This window comes from Thermincola ferriacetica (assembly GCF_001263415.1).
Lineage (GTDB): Bacteria > Bacillota > Thermincolia > Thermincolales > Thermincolaceae > Thermincola > Thermincola ferriacetica.
Genome location: NZ_LGTE01000020.1, coordinates 1 through 25,425 on the forward strand (window position 1 = coordinate 1; position 25,425 = coordinate 25,425).

24 protein-coding genes are annotated in these 25,425 nt (G+C 44.6%); 2 read left to right on the forward strand and 22 right to left on the reverse strand.

Going from position 1 to position 25,425, the window contains the following annotated elements:
* Positions 1–550: 550 nt before the first annotated feature.
* From lysS to Tfer_RS11810, 7 genes are all read right to left on the reverse strand, one after another.
* Positions 551–2,020, reverse strand: a complete 1,470-nt coding sequence (lysS, locus tag Tfer_RS11780) for a lysine--tRNA ligase (RefSeq protein ID WP_200901034.1) — start codon at positions 2,018–2,020, stop codon at positions 551–553.
* A 90-nt stretch (positions 2,021–2,110) separates the two neighbouring features.
* Complete coding sequence (gene greA / locus Tfer_RS11785; protein WP_013119145.1) at positions 2,111–2,587, reverse strand: transcription elongation factor GreA; 477 nt, start codon at positions 2,585–2,587, stop codon at positions 2,111–2,113.
* 300 nt (positions 2,588–2,887) lie between these two features.
* Positions 2,888–3,805: a hypothetical protein gene (locus Tfer_RS11790; RefSeq protein WP_052218586.1), complete on the reverse strand. Its 918-nt coding sequence runs from the start codon at positions 3,803–3,805 to the stop codon at positions 2,888–2,890.
* 22 nt (positions 3,806–3,827) lie between these two features.
* Positions 3,828–4,730, reverse strand: a complete 903-nt coding sequence (locus Tfer_RS11795) for a hypothetical protein (RefSeq protein WP_052218587.1) — start codon at positions 4,728–4,730, stop codon at positions 3,828–3,830.
* Positions 4,731–5,296: 566 nt separating this feature from the next.
* Positions 5,297–6,319, reverse strand: a complete 1,023-nt coding sequence (dusB, locus tag Tfer_RS11800; RefSeq protein ID WP_052218588.1) for a tRNA dihydrouridine synthase DusB — start codon at positions 6,317–6,319, stop codon at positions 5,297–5,299.
* A complete protein-coding gene (locus tag Tfer_RS11805) occupies positions 6,300–7,067 on the reverse strand; it encodes a type III pantothenate kinase (RefSeq protein WP_052218589.1) in 768 nt (255 codons plus the stop codon). The genes dusB and Tfer_RS11805 overlap by 20 nt, the downstream gene beginning before the upstream one ends.
* Positions 7,068–7,198: 131 nt before the next feature.
* Complete coding sequence (locus tag Tfer_RS11810) at positions 7,199–7,669, reverse strand: chemotaxis protein CheX (RefSeq protein WP_052218590.1); 471 nt, start codon at positions 7,667–7,669, stop codon at positions 7,199–7,201.
* 352 nt (positions 7,670–8,021) lie between these two features.
* On the opposite strand from Tfer_RS11810, the gene Tfer_RS11815 reads away from it, so the two are divergent.
* Both Tfer_RS11815 and Tfer_RS11820 read left to right on the forward strand, forming a co-directional pair.
* On the forward strand, positions 8,022–9,368 hold the full coding sequence (locus Tfer_RS11815) for a magnesium chelatase ATPase subunit I (protein ID WP_052218591.1): 1,347 nt from the start codon (positions 8,022–8,024) through the stop codon (positions 9,366–9,368).
* Between the two features lie 14 nt (positions 9,369–9,382).
* Positions 9,383–11,137 carry a vWA domain-containing protein gene (locus Tfer_RS11820; RefSeq protein WP_052218592.1) on the forward strand — a complete coding sequence of 585 codons (1,755 nt, stop codon included), beginning with the start codon at positions 9,383–9,385 and terminating at the stop codon, positions 11,135–11,137.
* Positions 11,138–11,195: 58 nt separating this feature from the next.
* Here Tfer_RS11820 and Tfer_RS11825 read toward each other — a convergent pair whose 3' ends face one another.
* The 15 genes from Tfer_RS11825 to Tfer_RS11900 form a co-directional block, all read right to left on the reverse strand.
* Complete coding sequence (locus tag Tfer_RS11825) at positions 11,196–11,768, reverse strand: biotin transporter BioY (RefSeq protein ID WP_052218593.1); 573 nt, start codon at positions 11,766–11,768, stop codon at positions 11,196–11,198.
* Between the two features lie 82 nt (positions 11,769–11,850).
* On the reverse strand, positions 11,851–12,825 hold the full coding sequence (locus Tfer_RS11830; protein ID WP_052218623.1) for a biotin--[acetyl-CoA-carboxylase] ligase: 975 nt from the start codon (positions 12,823–12,825) through the stop codon (positions 11,851–11,853).
* Positions 12,826–12,975: 150 nt separating this feature from the next.
* Positions 12,976–13,830 (reverse strand): carboxylating nicotinate-nucleotide diphosphorylase, encoded by an 855-nt coding sequence (gene nadC / locus Tfer_RS11835; protein ID WP_052218624.1) that lies wholly within the window; start codon positions 13,828–13,830, stop codon positions 12,976–12,978.
* Positions 13,831–13,849: 19 nt separating this feature from the next.
* Positions 13,850–15,442 carry an L-aspartate oxidase gene (gene nadB, locus Tfer_RS11840; RefSeq protein ID WP_052218594.1) on the reverse strand — a complete coding sequence of 531 codons (1,593 nt, stop codon included), beginning with the start codon at positions 15,440–15,442 and terminating at the stop codon, positions 13,850–13,852.
* Between the two features lie 28 nt (positions 15,443–15,470).
* Positions 15,471–16,388, reverse strand: coding sequence for a quinolinate synthase NadA (gene nadA, locus Tfer_RS11845; protein WP_041587874.1), 918 nt, complete (start codon positions 16,386–16,388; stop codon positions 15,471–15,473).
* Positions 16,389–16,475: 87 nt separating this feature from the next.
* Positions 16,476–16,859 (reverse strand): aspartate 1-decarboxylase, encoded by a 384-nt coding sequence (gene panD / locus Tfer_RS11850; RefSeq protein ID WP_013119132.1) that lies wholly within the window; start codon positions 16,857–16,859, stop codon positions 16,476–16,478.
* A 3-nt stretch (positions 16,860–16,862) separates the two neighbouring features.
* Positions 16,863–17,708, reverse strand: a complete 846-nt coding sequence (panC, locus tag Tfer_RS11855; RefSeq protein WP_052218595.1) for a pantoate--beta-alanine ligase — start codon at positions 17,706–17,708, stop codon at positions 16,863–16,865.
* 11 nt (positions 17,709–17,719) lie between these two features.
* Complete coding sequence (panB, locus tag Tfer_RS11860) at positions 17,720–18,556, reverse strand: 3-methyl-2-oxobutanoate hydroxymethyltransferase (protein ID WP_052218596.1); 837 nt, start codon at positions 18,554–18,556, stop codon at positions 17,720–17,722.
* The gene (locus Tfer_RS11865; RefSeq protein WP_052218597.1) at positions 18,556–19,431 is read right to left on the reverse strand and encodes a Rossmann-like and DUF2520 domain-containing protein; all 876 of its coding nucleotides are present in this window, start codon (positions 19,429–19,431) and stop codon (positions 18,556–18,558) included. The genes panB and Tfer_RS11865 overlap by 1 nt, the downstream gene beginning before the upstream one ends.
* A gap of 262 nt (positions 19,432–19,693) precedes the next feature.
* Positions 19,694–20,185, reverse strand: coding sequence for a 2-amino-4-hydroxy-6-hydroxymethyldihydropteridine diphosphokinase (folK, locus tag Tfer_RS11870; protein WP_013119128.1), 492 nt, complete (start codon positions 20,183–20,185; stop codon positions 19,694–19,696).
* 1 nt (position 20,186) lies between these two features.
* Positions 20,187–20,549 carry a dihydroneopterin aldolase gene (gene folB, locus Tfer_RS11875; RefSeq protein WP_052218598.1) on the reverse strand — a complete coding sequence of 121 codons (363 nt, stop codon included), beginning with the start codon at positions 20,547–20,549 and terminating at the stop codon, positions 20,187–20,189.
* 10 nt (positions 20,550–20,559) lie between these two features.
* Positions 20,560–21,741: a dihydropteroate synthase gene (folP, locus tag Tfer_RS11880; protein WP_052218599.1), complete on the reverse strand. Its 1,182-nt coding sequence runs from the start codon at positions 21,739–21,741 to the stop codon at positions 20,560–20,562.
* Positions 21,742–21,771: 30 nt separating this feature from the next.
* A complete protein-coding gene (locus Tfer_RS11885) occupies positions 21,772–22,299 on the reverse strand; it encodes an HD domain-containing protein (RefSeq protein ID WP_052218600.1) in 528 nt (175 codons plus the stop codon).
* A gap of 494 nt (positions 22,300–22,793) precedes the next feature.
* The gene (locus Tfer_RS11895) at positions 22,794–24,569 is read right to left on the reverse strand and encodes a formate--tetrahydrofolate ligase (RefSeq protein WP_013119124.1); all 1,776 of its coding nucleotides are present in this window, start codon (positions 24,567–24,569) and stop codon (positions 22,794–22,796) included.
* 367 nt (positions 24,570–24,936) lie between these two features.
* Positions 24,937–25,338 (reverse strand): thioesterase family protein, encoded by a 402-nt coding sequence (locus Tfer_RS11900; protein WP_052218602.1) that lies wholly within the window; start codon positions 25,336–25,338, stop codon positions 24,937–24,939.
* Positions 25,339–25,425: the final 87 nt, after the last annotated feature.

The following is a 25,425-nucleotide window of genomic DNA, read 5'->3' on the forward strand; positions in this document are numbered from 1 at the left end:
ACTTCTTCTCCCGCACCGGCTCTCAACCAGCCGCGGAATTCCATACTACCATAACTGGCTGCTTTTCGTCAACCGGTAGTTTTTGGAGGCAAACATTAATTTAACAACATATTCACAAACTGGAATTTCATTTTACCATGTAAACCATTAGCTTGTCAAGTCCGGCATCAGATATTTATTTGCCTTCACTGCCCGAAATATCTAGCTTGAGCAATATTTTCCGGGCAATTCCAAACGACAATAACAAATATACCATGGGCTTTATTTTTCGTCAAACGAGAAATATTTTAAGGAATGGGGTTTATGAGTAATTAATCTCTTTTTACTGCTAAATTCTTTATTTCGGTGCAATTTACTTTATTTTAATTTTTCATTTTGTTACCCAAACCGCGCGGTATCTGAAAACCCACCGTTTCGACAAAATGGGGGGCATATCCGACGTTCAGGATTGCAGCGAAGCGCATAACGTAGCGAGGGGGAGTTTTTCTTAACTTACACCTGGGCTACACTTTTTTATCCACTAAAAAAGACTCTTTTTCAAGAGTCTTTTTTAATCCCTGGGACGCATCAGCGGGAATAACAGTACATCGCGAATTGACGCTGAATCGGTAAGCAGCATAACTAACCGGTCAATCCCGATACCTAAACCGCCGGTTGGCGGTAAACCAATTTGCAGAGCATTAATATAATCCTCGTCCATCATATGGGCCTCATCATCGCCTTTGGCCCTTTTTTCTACTTGTTTCCGGAACCTTTCTTCCTGGTCAATAGGGTCATTTAACTCCGAAAATGCGTTAGCCGTTTCCCTTGAATATATAAATGCTTCAAATCTGTATGTATAAGCAGGGTTGTCCTTTTTCCTTTTGGCTAGAGGTGAAATTTCTATAGGATAATCAATAACAAACGTGGGTTGAACCAATTTGGGCTCCACAAATGTCTCAAACACCTCATTAATAACGGTTCCTTTGCTTACCCCTTCTTCTAATTTAATCCCCAGCTTTTGAGCTGCTTCAATAGCTTCTGCATCGGTATTTATAACAGAAAAATCTACGCCGGTTTCCTCTTTTATTGCCTCCAGCATAGGCACTCTGCGCCATGGTGCCGCCAAATCGATTTCTGTACCCTGGTAAACGATTTTATCAGTTCCCAGGACTTCTTTAGCAACCGTTGAAACAAGGTTTTCCGTCAAGACCATCATATCCTCGTAATCGGCATAAGCTTCATAAAGCTCCAGCATAGTAAATTCAGGGTTGTGCTTGGTTGAGATTCCTTCATTTCTGAAGTTTCTGTTTATTTCATATACCTTTTCCAGACCGCCAACAATTAATCGTTTCAGATATAATTCCGGAGCAATCCGGAGATATAGATCCATATTGAGGGCATTATGATGGGTAATAAATGGTCTGGCAGTGGCGCCACCGGCAATGGGGTGCATCATCGGTGTTTCTACTTCCAGAAAACCCAGCTTGTCCAAGTAGTTGCGAATAGCCCTGATTATTTTACTTCTTGTCACAAAGACTTCTTTTACCTCTGGATTCACAATCAGGTCAATATACCGTTGACGGTATCTTAATTCAACATCTTTAAGCCCATGCCATTTTTCAGGTAACGGCCTTAAAGACTTACATAACAACTTATAAGACTTAACCCAAATACTAATTTCGCCTTTTTGAGTTTTAAACACTCTTCCTGTAACGCCAATAATATCACCAATGTCCAAATGGCTAAACCTTTTGAATTCTTCTTCTCCCAAATCATCTAACCTTGTATAAAGCTGAATCCGCCCGGTTAAATCCTGGATATTAGAAAACCCGGCTTTCCCCTGTCCCCGCTTAGCCATTAACCGACCGGCCAGCGTCACTTCTTGACCCTCCAACCGGTCAAAGTTTTCTATAACTTCTTTAATTAAATGAGTACGCACAAATTTTTCTCCAAAAGGGTCAATTCCCTGCTTGCGAAGCTCGTCCAGCTTATTAAGGCGTACTTGGAACAGTTCATTTGTTTCTAAATCCCGACTCATTTTTAAAGCCTCCAAACTATACTAAAAAGGCTATTGCTGCAGTTGCTAATTGCTCTGCCCAAGCCTTTTTTAAGAATTTACTGTTTTCTGCTACTTACTAATTCCCATAATCTGGTATTTTAACGTACCGGCCGGTACGTTTACTTCAATTATTTCACCTGTTTTTTGTCCTAATAGGGCTTTCCCAACAGGCGATTCGTTAGAGATTTTATTGGCGGAAGGGTCTGCTTCTGCCGAACCCACTATTGTATATGCTATTTCATCACCAAATTCCAAATCTTTTAACAGTACGGTGGAACCAATAGAAACCACATCAGTGTGGACATCTCCTTCATCGATTACCCTGGCGTTGCGCAGCATTTTCTCCAGCGTTAATATGCGGCCTTCTATAAAAGCCTGCTCGTTTTTGGCATCCTCATACTCTGAGTTCTCGGAAATATCGCCGAATTCAATGGCTTGTTTTATCCTTTCGGCAACTTCCCGTCTCTTGACCGTTTTTAATTGTTCTAATTCATGCTCTAGTTTTTTCAACCCGTCCAGGGTAAGTATAACTTCCTTTTCCACCATTACTTCGCTCCCCTTTATATTTTTTAACTATACTTTTGCCAATCAAGTATATGCAGAATAATGAACTATCATTCACATTCAGGATAACCAAAAAGGCTTCTTGGAATAGTAAAAATAGTGTCAAGACCAATCTTGACACTTCAGTATAATGCAAAAATCCGGCTACCAAAACTGTTATCGCCCAAAGCGCAAACATAAGTAAATCACTGTATGTATATTTCGTATCAAATTTCAATTTATACTGCTCTTTTTACACTGTCCTTTGTGATAAAAAGGCATTATATATCATGCTCTTCCGTCTCATGCAACTATTATAAAGATATTGCTACTTTTTGTCAAGGATGGGCCTAAAGCATTTTCAAAAAGCTCCGTTAGGCCCATGTTAAAACCTATTTTGCCAATTTCCTTCACCATTACTTTATAATCATGCCATATATCCTGACCACGTATATCTGCCAAAGCATGGAGTATTCCCTCCGCCAAATAAAAATCCCAAACAAATCTAAAATTCTTTCTGGCAGTATTTATTTTAATTTTTGGTCCTTCCAACAAAGAAGCATCAATGCGAATGGGTATGCATCCATTGAGTTCATCAATGCCGATGTCCATTGAAATTACGACATCAGCCAGCCTCCAATTAATATATGGCTTTTGCATAATTTTTACTGCCGTCCCCGTTTCATATAAAATAGAATGAGCCAAATGGTTTAAGTTTCCCCAATCCTCCCCGGCTATAATAATTTTTTTCCACTCCGCCGCTAAAATACGCGCCAGTCTGGCTCCCGTCTCTTTATCAGCGCCCCAGATCATAATTTTCGGGTGGTCTGCTTCCTTCCATGCCACTTGAATTAATTCTTTAAAAGCCTTATTCAGTAATAGTATTTTGAGCTGCTGCCCCGAGAAACCATTAAGCAATTTTCCCGGTCCTAACTTTTCCGCTAAAGCCGGAGATGCCTCCGTTCCGGTAATAATTACATCAGGATTAATCATTTTAATTCTTTTATCCAGATTATACGGTATTCTCTGCGTAGGATAAGCTAAAATATATCCTTCCACCAAATTATCCGCTGTTTTTAGCTCTATTTCTGCTATTGTAAGACAGGGCATGTAAGAGACGATTTTTTTACGCAAAGGTGTGGGCGCGAACTTTAAAAATGAAAAGTACTGCACCCAGTCATTAATTTCAAACTGTTTTAGGAAAACAACTCTTTTTTTCATAAAAAATCTCCTGGTCTAAGGGCTAATTGAGATATTCAACCCGCGGCCCGAATCCTGTTTGGGCTAATAAATCGCTGTATTCATCTTCTGTCATATTTTCCGGTCGCTTTCCTGCCAGTGCCAATAAAACTCCTTCCATAACATTGGTACCAAAAGAACGGCCGTTCAATTCCGGGGTGGTAGTAACAAGTACTTTTACTCCCCTCCTTTTTAAATCTTCCACATCATCTTTTGTTACTGTGTTTGTAATAACTATTTTATTCGGCATTTCTTCTGGCATGTATTTTTTTATATAATGATAGTCACCGGCTATAATGTCAGCTTTGTAATAAAGGTAACGGTGACGTGAACTGTTCTTTTCCTGTTTTTTTCCGGTGGGATAAATAAATTTAAAGGGCAGACGACACACTACCGGCGCTACCACCTTTGCCGTTCGCTCCAGAGATTTTAAAGATTTTAACGGGACGGGTAAACCAAGCCCAAAAACCAAATCCCCAAAAGTAACGATTGCCCCGGCATCGACAAAAGACTGCGCCATACCAAAACGGTCTACGCCGCAGACCATTAACACCGGCTTTCCCCTTAAGTCAAACCCGTGGTTTTTTTGCAAAAATGTTATCACATTCCTCTCCAGGGTATTTTTCAAACCGCTCCCGTCTACTACAGGAGACATTTTAGCCTGCCTGGCTATCTTATAAGCATCCCTGATGATATATCGCCGGTCGCCGGCATACAGATATAAATCTATGCCGCCAAGCCCAAAAGCATCAACTTTGCCATCCAGTTCTCTGACAATCTGCATCGCCTTGTTTAAATCACCATCTGTCCCGATTCGTTCGATTCGGAACGGCACTCCCAAAAAACTTGTTTCCACACAATGATTTCTCTTAGAAGAACCCAAACTTACACTTAATACAGTTTTCATGCTCCAAGCCTCCTGAAAATTAAACCTGATTTCCAATCTAGAGCATAGTTTACCCATTTTCAGGAAATTTTAACTGTTCAACACGGGTTGCTTTCTGAAAAAGCAATCCCTTTTCCTACTCCTTTGGGTACAGGTTAAACACCTATCCCCAAAGGAGTAGGAAAAGGGAAAGTTACGATCGCGCCCCGCAAAACCGCAGACTGGAAGGCAGGGGGTTCCCGCATGTTTGAAGATGGCGAAGGGCGCTGTGCCAAGAAAAAGAAGCTGCCGCTGTGGAGGTAAAACAACCGTTGCTCCGAGGTTACGGGCGGAAACGATTTACCACAGAGAAGTCATTAATACCACAGAGAGTTCAGAGAACACAGAGAAAACACAGAGAAAAAATTGAACGAAAAAATTACTAAGAAGCTAATTAAAATTTCATTGTTAGATAAGTTATATACCTTGCTTTTACCATTAATTCTCCGTGTCCGTGCCGGAAACAGCTATTTCAAGCCCTCACTATCGTTAACACTGTCTACCCGCCCTCCACCAAGTCGCAACTTATTGTTTTTCCTCCACAGCGGCTATTTGTTTTCCTGGCAAGGTTTTGCAGATTCCTTATATTGGTCCAGTAATCTGACCAGTTCCTCAACACTTATGGCTTGATTAACCTTTTCCCTCACTCTGGCAGCTTCCCTTAGTCCCTTGATGTACCAGGCAATATGTTTGCGCATTTCGCGCACAGCCCTGTATTCTCCTTTAAAGGCGACAGCCAATTGCAAGTGCTTTTTCGCCATTTCCAGCCGCTCGTCTATTGACGGTTCCGGTGGTATCTCACCCGTTTCTAACAGTTTTACAGTTCTGGAAAACAGCCAGGGGTTTCCTAAAGCCCCCCGTCCAATCATAACAGCATCGCAGCCGGTTTGTTCCATCATGGCCAGGGCGTGAACCGGTTCAAAAATATCGCCGTTACCTATTACGGGTATTTGCACCGCTTCCTTAACCCGGGCTATAATATCCCAATCGGCTTTGCCGGAATAAAACTGTCCTCGGGTCCTTCCATGGACCGTCACCGCCGCAATCCCTGCTTCCTGCGCTATCTTAGCAAGCTCAACGGCATTAACAGATTCTTCATCCCACCCTTTGCGCATCTTTACAGTGACGGGAATTTGGACTGCCTTCACCACCGCCGACATTATTTCCCGTGCCAGCGGTAAATCCCTCATCAGCGCACAACCTTCAAAATTTTTGACTACTTTGGGCGCAGGGCAGCCCATATTTATATCAATGATGGCGGCCCCCTGGGTTTCAGCAAATTTTGCTGCTCTACTCATAAGTTCAGGTTGATTACCAAATATTTGCACACTTATGGGACCTTTTTCGCCAGACAAGTCAAGCATCGTTTTAGTGCGTTCACTGTTGTAACGGAGAGCAGTAGCGCTAACCATTTCCGTACATACTAATCCACTGCCTGCCAATTCGGCGATTAACCTGTATGCCTTGTCAGTAACGCCGGCCATTGGAGCAGAAACGACGCGATTGGCCAAACGCAGGTTACCGATGGTAAACCCGCAATCGGGGGGGACATTATCCTTTGTTGCGCTCATAAATAATCCTGAGACCCTCCAGCGTTAAATTCTTGTTGACCACATCTATCATTCGCGATTCGCGGCCAATTAATTCAGCTAACCCTCCGGTTGCCACTACATAAGCATCGGCACCCATCTCTTCCTTGATTCTTTTAATAATACCGTCAACCTGTCCTACAAAACCGTAAAAAATACCGGATTGCATACTGGAAACGGTATTTTTACCTATAACATTTTTCGGGCGGATCAATTCCACCCTGGGAAGTTTAGCCGCCCTGGTGAACAACGCTTCCATGGAAATGCCTACTCCGGGGGCTATGGCACCGCCAAGGTATTCTCCGGCTTCGGATATGGCGCAAAAAGTGGTAGCCGTACCAAAATCAACAACTATCAATGGCCCCTTATAAAGGGCTCTGGCAGCAACAGCATTAACAATTCTGTCCGCTCCTACTTCCCTGGGATTGTCATATTTAATAGATATGGAAGTCTTAATTCCCGGTCCCACTACCATAGGTTTAACGTTAAAATATTTTTTAGCCATTCCTTCCAGGATAGGCGTTACCGGAGGAACTACAGAAGATATTATTACATCTTTAATTTTCTGGGGTTTAACACCGGAATAATCAAATAATACGCGGATCTGTACCCCGTACTCGTCAACGGTCTTTTGCTTATCGGTAGCTATTCGCCAACTGTTTAATAAGTTCGCTCCCTCGAATACCCCCAGCACAATATTTGTGTTTCCTACATCCAATACCAGTAACATCTCCAATTCACCACCACGTTTCAATTCCTTTGGTCCGGGGCAACAACCCCGTTATCAACAAATTAGCTTTTAAAATTATACCATAAACAAAAGCACTATAATATAAGTCAAAAAAAAACCCCGTAGAAGGGTTATCTTTTCTCTCTCAAGGCAATGCCTATTTCAATTTCACCGAAATCGGTTATCAGAGGAATTTGCAGTCTTTTAATATCAATGGTGGAAATAACTACGCCACGACCCGTAATCACTGTCGGAGGCGCCAGGGTAGATGGATACCCCGCCTTTTCCAAATCTGCACTGGCAATACCTGTAATAACATTGCCTAACTCGGCAATGGCACTTTCTCCCATTTCGTCAAAAACAACAATCCTCTGGCCCAGCATCTCGGAAATAATATTTTTGGCCGTTCGTTCCGACATACCATACATAACGATACCCTGAACGCGCCCTATAACGCCGATTAAAACGGTTACATCCTGTCCTGTATAAGAAGACGATTCTATAGACAATTGCCCCTTTTCCACAGAAATTGGGCGTCCCAATTCCGACTCCAAAACCTTAATAGTTGCTGTAACAAATGGGGAGACGAATTCAACCTTCAACCCTTTCACTCCCTTCGTAATACAAAGGTAATTTCGACAAATCCGGCCGATTCCCTGCTATTACATGGTACATTTTTCTATTTTTTTCTACCCATAAAAAGCAAAAACTATCGTAAAAACAATTTAGATACATAAAAAGAAACCTATATTAATTATCATACTACAGCATGTCTAAACAGTTAAGTAGTAATTGCAACCGGGAACCTGGCTTTTTGGACCTATAATCCGCCTTTTTAGCCCTGACAGTATTTTAGTAGTTGCATTAGGCAAACAATTTTCGCTATAATAAGATGTAAATATGTAAATTTTTTTTAAAAATATTAAATATTAGCGTAAGTAAGGAAGTGTTCATATGCGCTCTTATACTCAACTAACAAGGCACGACGGAAATGCAATTCTTTTTGAAGTCGTGGAAATGGGCATTATATCGACACTTTGGGAAGTTCCTTTACACATACATGCCGAAGGCCTAAGGGGAACAGGCAAGACTACTATCATGAGAGCGGCCCGCCAAATTATGCCCCCCATAGTGCGCATAAAAAACTGCCTCTACAATTGCGACCCGGAAAAACCGCATTGTCCGAATCATAAACATTTATCCAGAGAAGAAATTGAACAGTTGGGAACAGAGATTGTGCCCAGACCGTTTTTGGAAATTTCCCATTCGGCAAAAATCGGTACTATTGCCGGAAGTATTGACCTGGCGAAAATTACAAATGCTGCCAACCCGGAAGCAGCTTTGCTGCCGGGCATTATTCCCCAGGCACACCGGGGTATAATATTTATAGACGAGATTAACCGGTTGGCTGATACGTCACCGGAAATTACTGACGTACTGTTGGACTTGATGGGAACAAAACCCGGCAGGGTTCAGATTGAAGAAACAGGATTACCCCTGGTGGAAATCCCGGTTCAGGCATCGGTATGGGCCGCTTCTAACCCCGATGAAGAACCCGGACCGCTGCAGGAAATTCGCCGGCAGCTTTCTGACCGGTTCGATTTAGTAGTTGAAATGGGGCGTTCCCATAACCAGGAATCAATAGCAGAAATCCTGCAGCAGAGCGAACAACGGCGTTTATCAAAGAACAGGGTATCCCAAGAAACTATTGAGCACAATGAAAAATTGCAAAAAGAAATGGAACGGATAGCTAAAAAATATGAAACCCTGCAAATGCCTGATTACCTGAGAAACTACATCGCCCGGTTATATGTCAAATATAACCTGGAAAGTTTCCGGGCTATTGAAGCAATTCAACACGCCGCTGTCCTGCACTGCGCTTTACGGCAGCGGGATAAAGTCCTGGTCAGTGATATTGTAAAGGTGATTCCCCTTGCTTTAAGACACAGGGTTGATATGGACACACTGACTAAAATCATGAATTCAAGCGCTGATAAAGTGCCGAACGATGGTACCCCCCCAATGTCTTTTGCCAATTCGGTAAAAAAAAAAGAACCAGGGATTTTTTCTTCAGAGCCTGATAGAGAAAACGAGCTGAATTACGCTGACGGAGACAAAGAGGTAGCCCAGGACACAGCGGGCTCCCTTTTTTCTCCATTGAAGAACCTTTTTTCAAGAAAGGATAAAGGACCTAAAGTCGAAGAATCAGACAGCATTAAAGCAGCACCCCTAAATAAGGCCAAGAAGATTCACGACCTGAACCTGGATGAACTTCTCAACTCCGAAGAAGATCTTAAATAAAAGGGGGTCTGAAAATGGAAAGTAGAGAACGGCATCAACGAATGACCCTGGAACATTATTTATCATATTATTTTTCACAGAACAAAGGAGTACGGCTTGGTGAAACAACAGTTGTCAGCAACAAAGTTCATTCCAACCACCCTGCTACTCCAGGGCACATCAAGATATATATCGACCAAGATGCCGGGCAGACTTACCTGGGACGTGAAGAAGCAAACCAGATCCTGCACATCGACGTTTTTCATGAACCGGCCCGCCTTGACCCCGTATATGTAGCCCGCAGAATTTGGGGCGCTCTGGAAACTTACTTTAACCAATTGCGGGATGAAAGACGTTCTGAATTAACCAAAGATGAGTGCAGGCAAATCGTCAAAGAACTTTCCGAAAAAATCCACGTCAAGACTGCCGGCGGCCAAGGCACTGTTTTCCAACTGGCCAGCAGAAAAGGGGAAATCTCGACCTCAAAAAATATAATTCAAAACCACGTCCACGTGCTTGCGGAATTAGAATGTAAATATTACGACAGCCTTATATTTATGGTAGATGCCATTGAAGCAGCCATTATCAACCAAGGCTTTGAAATTCGCCGGGTGGAAGCCCTGGACCACTGTAAAAAAGAAATTGTCACCGAAAAGGGAACGGGCGTAGGGGTAAGCTTACCGGGTTTTAACTCGCCGGAAGCAAAGGCCCATATAGCCCAACAAAACAGGCTGCAAATTATCCTGGACCTCGCCTCTGCTTTCGGCACCATTGAAGAAGCGAAAAACTTTTTGGAGTCCCTGACTGCTACCGGGAATATTTTCCTTGGTTCCTTCGCCAAAAAGCACGGGGACGGCGATTTAAAACAAACCCTCCTGGACTTGTGCAACCATAACCTTGTCAAAAAAGGCAGATTCACCCATACCCTTACTGACGAAGGAAAAGAACTCCTGGAATTCATAAAATATCATCAAAAAGAACTGGAAGCCCAGGTCAGGAAATCCATCAGAAAGTACCAGATTGTTCGCCACAACTACCAAACTTATCATAACTCGGAACTCAAATCCCGTAAAAGCCAGCTAACCGACGAAAGAAGAGTTGTCGGCTTAGACAGCCACGCCTGGCTGGGCGAACTGGCCATTCCGGAAACAGTAGTAGCAGCCACTGCCCGCAGTTTTCTGCAAGGACAGAGACATATGTCCATTAAACGAGAAGACATCAAGCAGTATGGGCGAAAATCTTTTGCTCCCATTGATACCTGTCTGGCCATAGACTGCAGCGGCAGTATGGTTGGCGAAAAAATAAGGGCTGTAGCTTACCTGGCCCAGCATTTTCTCCTGACTTCCAGGGAAAAAGTTAGCGTGGTAACCTTTCAGGAAACAAGTTCGAAGGTAGTCATTCCTTTTACCAAAAGTTACCAAAAACTAGTAGAGGGTTTGCGGTCTATCCAACCCGAAGGTATGACTCCTCTAGCCAAAGGTATTCTGGAAGCAGTAGAACTGGTCAAGAAAAAACGGGCCAGGAACCCTTTGCTGGTGTTAATCACCGATGGTATTCCCAACTACCCGCTATGGACTACCGATGCCCAGGCTGATGCCTTAAAAGCAGCGGAAATGATCGCCCAAAATAAGATTCGCCTGGTTTGCATTGGTGTGCTGCCGAACGAATCTTTCTTGAAGGAACTTGCCAAAATCGGCAAGGGCAACCTGTATATCGTCGATGAACTGGATAAAAACAGCCTTCTTGACGTAGTAACCCAGGAATGGCAGAGATATAAATATAGTAAATGAAGTATATCAAAACCCTCTATCTTTCAAAAGGCTTTGAGATAGAGGGTTTTTTTATGAATCAGCTTCTGGAAATGCGGGCCGTACGTACCTGTTCGGCAACCGGGCGTGCTATTAAGGCAGTCACAACAGCTTTGGCCAAATCAAACAATATAAAGGGCAAAAAACCTATTTTTAAAGCCTGCATAACAGAAACGGCCTTACCCAGGTAGAAATTAAGAATTATATATAAATAAGGTATACCTATTATGTATATTACTACTATCCCTACAACAGAAGCCAAAAAATAGGACAAAAATGATTTTTGTTCCTTCCGTTCCAGGATTCGGCCTATAACATATGCTGCAGCAACAAAACCAGGTAAAAAACCAAAGGAAGGCTGTAAAATATAAGTTAGCCCACCATAAGGCGGTTTCGCAAAAACAGGGACCCCCACCAATCCCAACAGAATATAAACTATCATACTTAATGCGCCTAAGCGGGCCCCCAGCAACGAACCGGCAAGCATAACAACTAAAGGTAGCAGACTAAAGGGTACCACTGCCTCTCCACCGAACCGCAGTACCAAAGCCGCTGAAACGGCCAAAGCGGTAAACAGAGAAACAAAAGCCATGTCACGAATTGTTAGCCGCATTTCTTGATTCCTCCTTATACTTAGTATATAGTTTGTTAACCTTGGGACATTATATGGTTAACATTTAATTGACAAAAAAACCTTACCTAGAAGCAAATGTTATTTCCCCCGCCACGACCCTTTTCAGCGACCCATCCCGGGTTCTTACTATCAATGCTCCGTCATCATCAAGGTCCACAGCAGTTCCTTCCAAAGCAACTCCGGGGGAGGTCACTTTTATTTTTTTATTTAAAGTAACGGAATACTTTTTCCATTCTTCCACCACTGCTGCATATTCTCCCATTTTAAAAGACAGGTATAACGCTTCCAATTCCTCCAGGAGCTTAGTTAAAAAGTCTTTCCTGCTCCATGATTTACCCGTTTCTATGTACAGGGATGTGGCGATGTTTTCAATTTCAGGAGGCAACTCAGCCCTGGAAGTGTTGACATTTACCCCAATTCCCACAACAACGTAGTTAATGCGTTCCAGCTCAGCATTCATCTCCGTGAGTACCCCGGCTATTTTTTTTCCTTTTATAAACACGTCATTGGGCCATTTAATGCCGGGTTGAATGCCCGGATAGGAATCAAATGTTCTAGCCAAAGCCACAGCCGTTAACAGAGTAAGTTTGGGTGCATCCATAGGATTAATTTCAGGCCGTAGAATAACGGACATCCATATACCCCGTCCTTTTGGAGAACTCCAGGTCCTACCAAGACGACCTCTGCCGGTGGTCTGTTCCTCGGCCACTATAACCAAACCTTCCGGCGCCCCGTTGGCAGCCAACTCTTTGCCTTTATCGTTGGTGGAACCAATAGTATCAAAATGAACAATCCTACTGCCGATGACCCTGGTCTTTAACCCGGCTGTTATTTCGCCGGGATATAACCTGTCAGGCACTGTAACCAAACGGTAGCCCACTTTGGACCTTGATTCGATGGTATAACCATCCTCCCGCAATGCCTGAATGTGTTTCCATACGGCTGTCCGGGATACCTGCAGCCGGCTACTGATCTCCTCGCCTGATAAAAAACTACGCTCGCTTTTTTTCAGCAGGTTTAAGATTTCGTCCTTCATGGTTTCACCCATTTCGGCAAAAACTTGACGTTACCATTTTATCCCCTGAAAAAGCAAATGTCAACCCAAACAAAACTATAGGTTGACATTTATACTGTATACATGTTTTTAACTCATTTTCATCTCCAAGTAAAAAATTTCCCGTTCTTTCTATTTTCTGGTTTTTATCCCGCCGACATCCAAACTGATGTCCAGAGCTTTAACTGAATGAGTCAGGGCGCCCATGGAAATAATATCTACCCCCAGCTCAGCCAGTTTCGGAACCTTATCTTCAGACAAACCGCCCGACACTTCCACCAGGGCTTGCCCGTTAATCATAACCAGGGCTTGCTTGACAGTTTCAATATCCATATTATCCAACATAATAATATCCGCGCCGGCTTCCAGAGCCTCTTTAACACCTGCAAGGGTTTCTACTTCCACTTCAATTTTTATTGTATGAGGGGCGTAGGCGCGAGCCATCTCCACCGCTTCTTTGATTCCTCCGGCAACTTTTATGTGGTTGTCTTTTATCAGTACACCGTCATATAGCCCAAAACGGTGATTTTTTCCACCCCCGATATATACCGCGTACTTTTCCAACGCCCTAAGGCCAGGGGTGGTTTTCCGCGTATCAACAACTGCGGTCCCGGAATCAGACAAAAGACCGGCTATTCTCCGGGTCTTGGTGGCAATTCCTGACATCCGCTGTAGAAAATTTAACGCCACTCTTTCCCCGGTTAAAATAACTCTGGCCGGTCCATATAATTCTGCCAGTATATCTCCGGCTTGCAAAATGTCTCCATCCTGTTTTATCCTTTTGAAGTCTACTTCGCTGCTTAGCAAGGAAAAAACCCGCTCCGCTATAAAAATGCCGGCCAAAACACCGTCTTCCTTAGTATGAATAAAGGCTTTCGTGAAATGGTCCCGGGGGACAATAGCATCTGTTGTAATATCTCCCGTTCCTATATCCTCTTGCAGAGCCCGGCGAATTATCTCGTCAACAATAAAAGTATTGAGCTCCATAAAAATACCCCTTCTTTGGCTATAAATCTTCTTTGCAAAGGTCAATATGCCGCTTCCAATGTTCATCGTCAGGGCAGGGATAATCTTCGCGAAAATGGCCTCCCCTGCTCTCCTTTCGCTGTAAAGCTGCATTGGCAATCAGTTTGCCTAAAACGAGCATGTTGACAACAGGTACATAGCAAATGTCTTTAATCTGCTGCTCCAGTATATGTTCACTTTTTTCAAACCAATCTAACGCCTGCCTCAGACCACTTTCGTTCCTGATGATCCCGACGTTGTCCCACATTACTTCCCTGATTTGTTGGCGCAGCCATTCGTAATCTATTGTTACATCCCCCGGCTTAAGCCGGTCAAAAACCACGTCGACCTTATTAGGTATAGGCTTATTTAAAACGCGAATTATATGCTCAGCAATCCGGGCACCAAAAACCAAACCGTCCAGTAATGAATTGCTGGCCAGCCGGTTAGCGCCGTGAACCCCCTCGCAGGCAACTTCCCCGCAGGCATACAGCCCGTGGATATTAGTCTCGCCATTCAGGTTGGTTTTCACCCCACCCATCATGTAATGGGCGGCAGGGGCAACGGGAATCATTTCCCGGGCAATATCTATGCCATATAACCCGCAGGTTTTTGCAATATTCGGGAAACGTTTCTTCACTTTTTCCGCGTCTATCGGGGATAGATCAAGAAATACGTTGTTGCTGCCGGTCCGCACCATTTCACTGGTAATAGCTCGGGCCACTATATCCCTGGACGCGAGTTCAGCGTTAGGGTGATAATTAGGCATAAACCTTTCGCCATGGATATTCCTAAGTATGGCTCCTTCGCCTCGTACCGCTTCTGATATTAAAAATCGGGGAGCACCCGGCAATAAAAGGGCCGTGGGGTGAAACTGGATAAATTCCATATCCGTCACTACGGCTCCCGCCCGATAAGCGATAGAAACACCGTCTCCCGTGGCCACTTCCGGGTTGGTGGTATGTTTGAAAATTTGGCCGGCCCCACCGGTAGCCAAAACTACCGCCCGGGCGTATATGATTTCAAGAGATTCCTCTTTTTCACTCCAAACCAAAGCGCCAAGACATTCCCCGCCAACAGTGATCAGGTCAATGACGCTATGGTCTTCTAACAGCGTTATCCTGGTGTTTTCCTCTGCTTTTCTGTTCAGGGTGCGTTGAATTTCTTCACCTGTGGAGTCACCGGCATGTAAAATTCGCCTGCGGCTATGGGCTGCTTCCCTGGTAAAGGCCAGTTCTTTCCCGTGCCTGTCGAAGTTAGCCCCCATTTCAATTAATTCACGGACCCGGTCAGGGCCTTCAGTAACCAGAATTTCTACGGCTTCTTCGTTGCATAACCCTGCTCCGGCTTCCAGGGTATCCATTCTATGCAATGCGGGAGAATCAGCATCATGAATGGCCGCGGCTATACCGCCCTGAGCTAATTCCGTGTTGCTGTCCCCGCGCTTTTTTTTCGTTACGACTGTAACAGCCATTTTTTTACTGGCCCTGATGGCAGTATACAGTCCGGCAATACCGCTGCCAATCACAAGGCATTCCGTAAATTGGCAGGGAAGTTCCCGCGAATCAAAATTTACAATATACCTGGGAATCAAAATTATTTCCTCCCAACTTTAGCGCTGATTATTTTATTTCCAACATCCTGTCCAACGCGCGAATGGCTTTCGTTCTAATCTCTTCATCAACAGTAATCCTGGGTATTTCCGTCTCCAAAGCCCATTTCACTTTTTGCAAGCTGGTCAGTTTCATATTAGGGCAAATCAGTTTCTCGGAAGCTAAATAAAACTTTTTATCCGGGCATTCTTTGCGCAGTTGATGCATAATTCCAATTTCCGTAGCAATGATAAACTCTTCCTGAGGATTTTCTTTAGCATATTTAATCATCCCTGAAGTACTGAAAACCCCATCAGCCTTGGCCACCACTTCCGGCTTACACTCGGGATGCACAAGTACTTCTGCTGCCGGGTGTTCTTGCTTGGCTTTTTCAATATCTGCCTCAGTTAAACGGTCATGCGTATTGCAGTAACCTTCCCATAAAATTACCTTCCGGTTGGCCTTTAACCCGACATAATGACCTAAGTTGCGGTCAGGCACAAACAATATGGGCTTATCTGCGGGAACAGATTGGACAACCTTCACGGCATTGGCTGAAGTACAGCAAATATCGCTTTCTGCTTTGACCTCGGCAGAGGAATTCACATAGCATACTACAACAGCATCCGGGTGCTCCTCTTTCTTCTTGCGCAATGCCTCAGCCGTGACCATATCCGCCATTGGGCATCCGGCATTGGGGTCGGGCAGCAGAACCGTTTTATCAGGCGATAGGATATAAGCGCTTTCTGCCATAAAATGAACACCGCAAAAGACAATAATATCAGCATTGGTCCCGGCCGCCTGCTGAGCCAACCCCAGGGAATCACCCACAAAGTCGGCTATATCCTGAACTTCCGGCCTTTGATAAAGGTGGGCCAAAATTACAGCATTCTTTTTTTCTTTCAATTCTAAAATTTCCTGTGACAACTTTTGAACATACTGTGACATATCCACTTGAATCAGCTCCTTATTTTCCTGTAACTTTACCGGGTTATCCTCATTCTATCTATATTTAAATAAACTTGTCAATAGATTCTAACCAATCCTGCCTGCTTCTTCACAGTTATGAATCTCATTAACCCGGTTGTTATCATCCAAAAAAATAATTTTGGGCCGATAACTCCTGGCTTCTTTGTCCTCCAGCAAAGCGTACGAAATAATGATAACCTTGTCCCCCGGCTGAACTAACCTTGCCGCCGCCCCGTTCAGGCAGATAACCCCTGATTTGCGAGGACCTTCAATTACATAAGTTTCAAACCGGGCTCCATTATTATTATTTACCACCTGCACTTTTTCATTGGGGAGAATATCTGCGTTCTCCATCAAGTCCTTATCAATGGTGATACTGCCAATATAATTTAAATTGGCTTCTGTTACAGTGGCCCGATGGAGCTTGGATTTCATCATCATCCGAAACATCGCTTACACCTCCAGCATAAAGTTGTCAATCAGCCGGGTATTTCCGATATAGACAGCCAGAGCAATAAGTATCTCACCCTTTAATTCCTCAATATCACGCAAGTCCGGAATACTCAAGATATCCACATAGTCTATCCTGGCCAAAGGCTCAGCTTTAATCAGCGCCTCCATCGCCGCTATAACCCTGGATTTTTGTCTCTCTCCCGCCCGAATCATGTCCCTGGCCTTCTGCAAGCTTTTATACAATACCAGAGCAGCCTGGCGTTCCTCTTTATTCAGGTACGTATTGCGCGAGCTCATGGCCAACCCGTCTGCTTCACGCACCGTCTCTACCGTTTTAACAGTCAGATTCATGTTCAGGTCAGCAACCATCTTTTTGATTACCAGAACCTGCTGGGCATCTTTTTGTCCAAAATAAGCAATATCCGGCTGAACAATGTTAAATAATTTAGTAACTACGGTGGTAACTCCGCGAAAATGGCCCGGTCGGGATAAGCCACAGAGTTTCTCCGTCAGGCCTTCTACCTCTAGAAAAGTAGCGTACCCGGAAGGATACATTTCTGCCGCAGTAGGAGCAAAAACAGCATCAACGCCAACCGACGCGGCCAGTTCACAATCCCTTGTAAGGTCCCTTGGGTATTTATCATAATCTTCATTCACACCAAATTGGATAGGGTTTACAAAAATACTGATTATCACCGTGTCACATTCCCGTCTGGCGACCTTCATCAGTTGCAGGTGCCCCTCATGCAGGTATCCCATAGTCGGCACAAAACCCACCGATCTTCCGGCGGTTTTAACCTCTTTAATATAAGCCTTCGCCTCTTCAATCGTTTTCAGCAACCGCATGTTGAACTCCTCTACGATAATTTATTTAATTCTTCCGCTGCCATCTGGAAACTATGTTCTTCGGCCGGGAATACTCCCGTTTCTACTTCCTTTTTGTATCTGGCCACCGCGTCAACAATAATAGGTTTTAAAGAAGCATACTGTTTAGCCATTTTGGGCACAAAATCAGAATACAGGCCAAGTATATCATGGCTGACTAAAACCTGCCCGTCACAATCTTTACCTGCACCAATCCCAATGGTCGGTATATCCAGCCGCTCAGTAACCATTTTGGCCAGGGGAGCAGGCACACACTCGAGAACAATGGCAAACACTCCGGCATCCTGTAATGCCAAAGCATTGTTGATTATCGCTCTGGCAGCGGCCTCGTCCTTTCCCTGCACCCGGTAACCGCCTAATTGGTTAATTGACTGCGGCGTAAGACCTAAGTGGCCCATTACAGGTATGCCTGCTGCAATAATTGCTTTCACGGTATCGGCAACTTCTCTGCCACCCTCAAGCTTGACCGCATTTGCTCCGGCTTCCTGCAAAAACCGACCGGCATTCCGTACGCTTTCACCCACGGAAACATGGTAAGACATAAAGGGCATGTCCGCCACAACCATGGCATTTGTAGTACCCCTGGAAACTGCCTTAACATGGTGCAACATGTCCTCCATGGTTACGGGTAGTGTCGATTCGTAACCCAATACCACCATGCCCAGGGAATCTCCGACAAGAAGCACATCAATACCTACCTCATCAAATATTTTGGCAGCAGAATAATCGTACGCGGTTAACATTGTAATTTTCTCGCCTTTTTGTTTTTTCTGTTTTAAAGTTAAAGTTGTTACTTTTTTACCACTCATTAATTAATACCTCCTTTAAAGAGTTGAATCATCCGGTTATAAGCTGTATCGTCAATAGACCCCTTTTCTCTGGCAATACGGGCCGTATATAGACCCAAAACTTTATATAATACCTCGTTTTCGGGCTGGTAGTCACTCAAAGCCTGTAAATGCTTTTTCAGAGTAGATAGGTCTCCCCTGGCTATTGGGCCAGTCAAGGCCTGCACGGGCCCTAAAGCGGAAATATTTTTTAGCGAGCCGTTCACTAACGGCCACAAAGCGTTAATAGCTTCTTTTTGCGTCATACCCAATTGCTGATAGATTTTTATGGCCCAGTGTAACACTGCTACCAGAAAGTTGGATGCCACAGCCGCCCCCATATGGTACATTGGCTTATGCTTGGTTTCCAGCAGAAAGTATTCTCCCCCCACAGCTTTGACAATTTCCATCCCCACCGGCAAAGCTTCCCGGTCGCCCTCCAACGCGAAAAAGGAACCGGGCAAATTCCTGATAGCCTGCTCCACATCGGCAAATGACTGGAGTGGATGCACTGACAAAACATAAGCCCCCGCTTCTTTGGCCGGGCCGAGGACCCCGGCAGGCATAGCCCCGCTCATATGTACCACAACCTGACCGGGCCCAAAACCGTTGTCCTGACGAATCTGGAGACAAACCTTTTCTATTAGCCTGTCCGGCGTAGTGATAAAAATAAGGTCGGCTATTTTGGTAATTTGTGCCGGAACCAATGTTCCGCAGGTTCCCAACCTTTTTGCCGTCTCCTGAACCGTTGTAGGATTTCTACCGGCAATACCGCAAATCTCAAAACCCTTTGCCTGTAACAAAAGCGCCATAGCAGTCCCTACTTTTCCTGCTCCAACCACGGCAACTTTTTTCACTCTTCAAACCCCCTTTTTCCGAAAATTGCGAAAAGAGCAAAAACTGCAACGGGCTTGGAGTTTACGGCAAGGTTATTGGAAATATAAAAACCTTTCAGACTAAATCCGAAAGGTTTCAGATATCGATATATACCTTCCGTCTCGGTCCGATTAGGCTCCAAGCGGGTCGCATGACACCAATATGAAACACTGTCTTTAAATAATAATTCCGTCGGCGGTGCAGTTCCCGAAAAGAGATACTACCCACCCGTTTAAGCTTATTTTACCATATTTTCTGGTCTATGCAAACGAATTTTTTGTCTGTCAGCCGTTTCAGGGCTTCGCCAATCTTATTTCCGGAAGGAAGAATCATATCAGGCGCCAGGTCCTTGAGCGGCGCAAGCACAAAAGCCCTCTCCTCAAAGCGTGGATGGGGAATCTGAAGGTCCTCTTCCAGAATTTTTTCATCTCCATAAAGAATTATATCCAGGTCAATGGTTCTCGGCCCCCACCTAACGGTTCTAACCCGCCCCAAATGATTTTCAATCTTCTGCAGGGCAGCAAGCAGTTCCGACGGAGGTAAAGCAGTCTCTATTTCCGCTACCGTATTATAAAACCATTCCTGTTCTTCATACCCTACTGGTTCTGTGAGGTAAAGGGGAGCCACTTTCCGTACGGTAATTCCATCCACTTCATGCATCCTTTGCAGCGCTGTCCTTATCTTTTCCCTTGGGTTGTCCTGGTTAGAACCAAGTGCAATATATGCACGAACCATATCAATGTTTCTCCCTTTTTATTTCAACAGCCATATAATCGAAAATGCCGCTAATAGGGGCCTGTGGTTTTTCTACCCTTACTTTGACCTTTTTTACCTGGTAATTTTGAAGAATAGCCTGAGCAATATTTTCGGCCAATGCTTCTAGCAGGTTAAAGCTCTTCCCGGTAACAATTCCTTTTACGAGGCCGTATATATCGGCGTAATTCAGTGTATGGGCCAGATCGTCAGTCTGGCCGGCCTTTTTTAAGTCCGCAGATAATTCCAGATCAACAACAAATTTTTGCCCCATGGCTTTCTCTCCGGGGAAAACCCCGTGGCGACCATGGAACTGCATGCCCTTTAAAATTATCTTGTCACCCATAGCTTGCTACCTACCTTCTTACCATAGCATCGGTCATACGGGCCACCCTGACCATTTCCTTGACATCGTGAATGCGGACTATATCCACTCCCTGGGCAATACCGAAAGCTACCGTTGCCGCCGTTCCCTCAACCCTTTCTGTTACAGGCAGCCCCAAAGTATTTCCTATCATGGACTTTCGGGAAGTGCCCAAAAGAACCGGGTAGCCCAGTGTCTTGAATTCCCAAAGGCGGTTCATTACCTCCAGGTTCTGGTCAGTGTCCTTGCCGAAACCTATACCGGGGTCAATAATAATATTTTCCTCTTTTACGCCGGCATCTAAAGCTAGCTGGATACTTTGCCTTAAGGATGCCAGAATGTCGTCCATCATACTTTTGTATTCTGTTCCTCTTTGATTATGCATCAAAATAAGGGGTACATCGTATTCCGCCGCCACTTTGGCCAAATCCGGGTCAGCCTGCAGGCCCCATACGTCGTTAAGTATATGGGCCCCCACCTCAAGGGCTCTCCTGGCCACCTGGGACTTATAAGTGTCAACGGAAATCGGCACCGGCACTTCCTTCACCAGTCTTTCCAGGACCGGAATTACCCGTTCCAACTCCTCTTCCGCCCCGACCGGATCATAATTTGGCCTGGTGGACTCTCCACCTATATCAATGATATCTGCTCCCTGTTCAACCATTTCCTTCGCATGCTCTATGGCTTTGTCCAGCTCAAAGAACTTGCCCCCGTCCGAAAATGAATCGGGGGTTACATTGAGAATACCCATCACCAAAGTCTTTTCCCCAAGGGGCAGCGTATGTTCACGGCAGCGCAAAAATTTGCGGCCATGGCCTTCCAGGTTCTTTAAGACCACAGATATCTCTTCAGCAAGTTGCGCCATCCCAAAAGGCTGCATCTTTAGCTTCGCTGTCAAATCGGCAAATTGCCGCACCGTCCCCATGACCAGAATATCACAGGTGTCAACAGTATTATTCCCTGCTTGTCTGGGTAAAACTACTTCGCCCCCTTTGGACAGCATTTCTTGTTTGATTATGTTGGCCACCGCTGTTCTAATGCCTTCAATTTTAAGCGTCCGGTGGACAGCCTTCGGTTTCATCCACTTCAAGCCGAATTCATCCGGCCCGATAGCAGATATTTCTTTGGTTGCCTTTTCCGAGTCATTTATGTCAATAGCCCTTACTCTTATCATAATACCCTCCTGCAAATTGACCAAATTGATTTAATAGAGTATTGCTTTAACTCCTGTTTCCATATCGTCAAACTTGTAACATTCCGCTTTGGCCGGGCAAAAATAACAGCTTCTGGACAGGTTATCCGCACGGTGTAAATATTCGCCCAACAGACTCATGTTTTCTGTAAAACTACCCCGGTGCTCTTTAATTGCTTGGCAAATAATAGTTATTTCTCTATTATCGAACCCTGCCCTCTTCAATATATCTTCAGCTATTTCAGCGCCTTTTACCGCGTGGTCCTCACCCGTTTCATATTCATGCCACCGGGCGATGTCATGCAGTAAGGCTGCAGCATAAATCACTTCCCGGGCTTTTTCCCGAATACCGAGGTTATTCTGTATGATAAAATTCTTTAGTTCCTTTGCTTCCATAATCAGGATATAAGCGACCCTTGCTACATCCACCATATGCTGAAAGGCGTGCTTGCAAAACTTACGTTTTGCCTCCTTTACTTCGTTCTTGGCTATACATTCCTGGTAAAACGGGTCTTTCAGTATTTTTTCCACCCTGTCCATTCCAGATGCCCCCTCACATATTCCTGGCATAGATTGAACATATGCCGTTTACCTTTACTTTGACATACTGCGCAAAAAATCCTTTTTCTTTTGCCTAAATAAAGTCATGTTTAGCATCTGCAAAGTTATTAAATTTAATAAGTGGAGTTGCTGCGTAAAGGTTAAGCAATCGTTTCTCCAAAGCTGCAGGGGGAACCCTTTAACACAGAGAATTCATTACTTGAAAATTTCTGTTTCCTCGGTATAATTTATGGTTTTAACAAAGTACCACAGAGGACTCAGAGAGCACAGAGAAAACACAACAAGCATCAACTTTGCTTTTACAATTAATTCTCCGTATACTACCCCGAAAATAAATATTTCATTCTCTGTTGGTGCCGCGTTAGCGGCATGAAAATCTCTGTGGTTTAAGAAATTACGACCGGTACACACATCGTTACCATGCAAAAGGTACAAAAGAGGCAGGTTCGTATGAACCTGCCTCTTTAAAACTTTTAGAACAAACCACTTACTTCGCCGGTGTTTACATCCACGTCGATTCTCCTGTAAGCAGGGTCGGAAGCGGTACCAGGCATTAAGCTGATATCGCCGGCCATCGGGCAAAGGAACTTCGCACCGCTGTAAACGAGAACGTCGCGGATAGGCAGAACCCAACCTTTGGGCACTCCCTTCAGAGTAGGATCGTGGGACAGACTCAGGTGAGTCTTAACCATCATGGTCTGGAAGTCAGCAAACTGTGGGTCTGCTTCAAACTTCTTAGCCTTCGCTTCAGCTACCGGCGACCATGATACACCGTCAGCACCGTAAACTTCCTTAGCTATCATTTCAACGCGCTGACGCAACGGCATTTCAAGCGGATAGAGCGGTTTGTAATTGGAGGGCTCGTTGCAGGCGTCCAGAACAACGTCTGCCAGTTCAGCAGCGCCTTCGCCGCCGTACATCCAGTGGTTGGATACGGCACAGCGTACGCCCTCTTCTTCACAAAGCCTTCTGACAAGGTCATGCTCAGCCTTGGTGTCAGTGTAGAAAGCGTTGATGCAGACAACAGGTACAATACCGGACTTCTTGACAATGCCGATCATGTGGCGCAGGTTCTCGAAGCCCTTCTCGACCAGGCCAAGGTTTTCTTCGGTATACTCTGCGGGCAGAGGACGACCAGGAGCAACAGCCGGACCGCCACCATGCATTTTAAGGGCACGAATGGTAGCAACGATAACGGATACGTTGGGAATATTGCCACTTAAACGGCACTTAACATTCCAGAACTTCTCAAAACCGATATCGGCGGCAAATCCGGACTCGGTTACAACGTAATCAAAGAGTTTCAAGCCAAGGCGGTCGGAGATAATGGAGTTCTGACCGATAGCAATGTTAGCAAAAGGACCTGCATGGATCAATACAGGCTGGCCTTCTACAGAGTAGCAGAGAGTCGGGTTAATGGTGTTACGCATCCAGGCAGTCATAGCGCCGGCTACATCAAGATCGCTGGTTGTAATCGGTTTGCCTGTTCTGTCATAGGCAACAGTAATCTTGCCAATACGCTCCCTCATGTCAGCAAGGTCTCTGGAAACGGCCAAAATAGCCATTAATTCAGAACTTACGGAAATACCGAACCTGGACTGCATGGGGTAACCGTCTTTCTTACCACCGAGACCGATAATGATATTGCGGAGGGCCTGAGCAGCAAAGTCCATTACCCAGCCCATTTCTACGTTTTTGGGGTCAATATCCAGCCGGCGCAGGCCGCGCTTGGCCAGTTCTTCATCTGTATAATTGCATTCATGCTGATACCTGGAAGTAAGAGCAACCATAGCCAGGTTATGAGCGTTAGTGATGTCATTAATATCACCGGTCAGACCCAGCGAAAACTCGGTCATAGGAATAAGCAGAGCATTACCGCCACCGGCAGCGGTTCCTTTAACGTTCATGGTAGGTCCACCGGAAGGCTGACGTAATGCGCCGCCAACGTTTTTTCCTTTTACCCCAAGACCCTGGATAAGACCCATGGAAACAGTGGTCTTACCTTCGCCAAGGGGCGTAGGGGTAATGGCGGTAACCTCTATGTATTTGCCATCCGGCTTATCCTTCAAGCGGTTCATTATTTTTAAAAAGTTGAGCTTAGGAGTTTTTCCGTAAGGAATCAGTTCATCCTTTTCCAGTCCCAGCTTTTCAACCCATTCCTCCACACTGGGCAGATACTTTTCAGCCTCCTGGGCTATTTCCCAATCTTTGTACTTGGTCGGGTCCATTGACCTTGGATTGTAAGGCATTCTTATCCTCTCCTTTTTTATTTAAATTTTTTAAGTGTGTAATAAACTTGGGTCCCTCTCCCTATTCAGAAACTAAAAAACATCATCCCCCCTTAATACTTGCTGGCGTTGTTAGAGCAAGCTAGAACTCTAGTTTTGTTAAAGACCACCCGTCTCCTCAAAGGCAGGCTATCAAATATGCATAATTAAGGGTATCCTTGATATTATTCGAGACTTTTAAATAAACTCCTGCCAGCGTAGACAAAATATTTTAAAAATTGCTAATGTTTCCTATTGCAAGAACCCAAAAGGCATAAAATCTCCTGTTTTTTTATATCTACAGCCCTATAAATAATATGCCTTTTGTCCCCTTTTTAATCATCAGAATTTATCCGCTTTGCTTTTTACCTTCGCACTTGGCCATAAATTTTTCCCGGTTAATGATAAATCGTTCGTGTATTCCTTCCCCGATTTTATCTTTTTCATCATAGGCTTCTACTTTAAAAACCAGTTTCTTGCCTTCTATCCGAATCAGTTCCGACCTTGCAACAACTTCCATACCAACCGGTGTAGCCGCCAAATGAGTTGACTGAATATTGATCCCCACAGTGGTATGACCAGGAGGCAGGAATTTTTCTACTGAATTAAGGGCTGCATTTTCCATGAGCGCTATCATGGCAGGAGTGGCAAATACTTCTACCCCTCCGCTCCCATAAGCAATAGCCGTATTGTTTTCCGATACCACAACCTTACTTTCCCCTTTGATACCCGTTTGCAGGTTGATGTCCATTTTATCACCCCCCTCTTTTTTTCAAATGGTAATACATAGACTTCGTTAAAATTAATATTTTTCCTGCCTTCCCTTTAGCGTTCTACA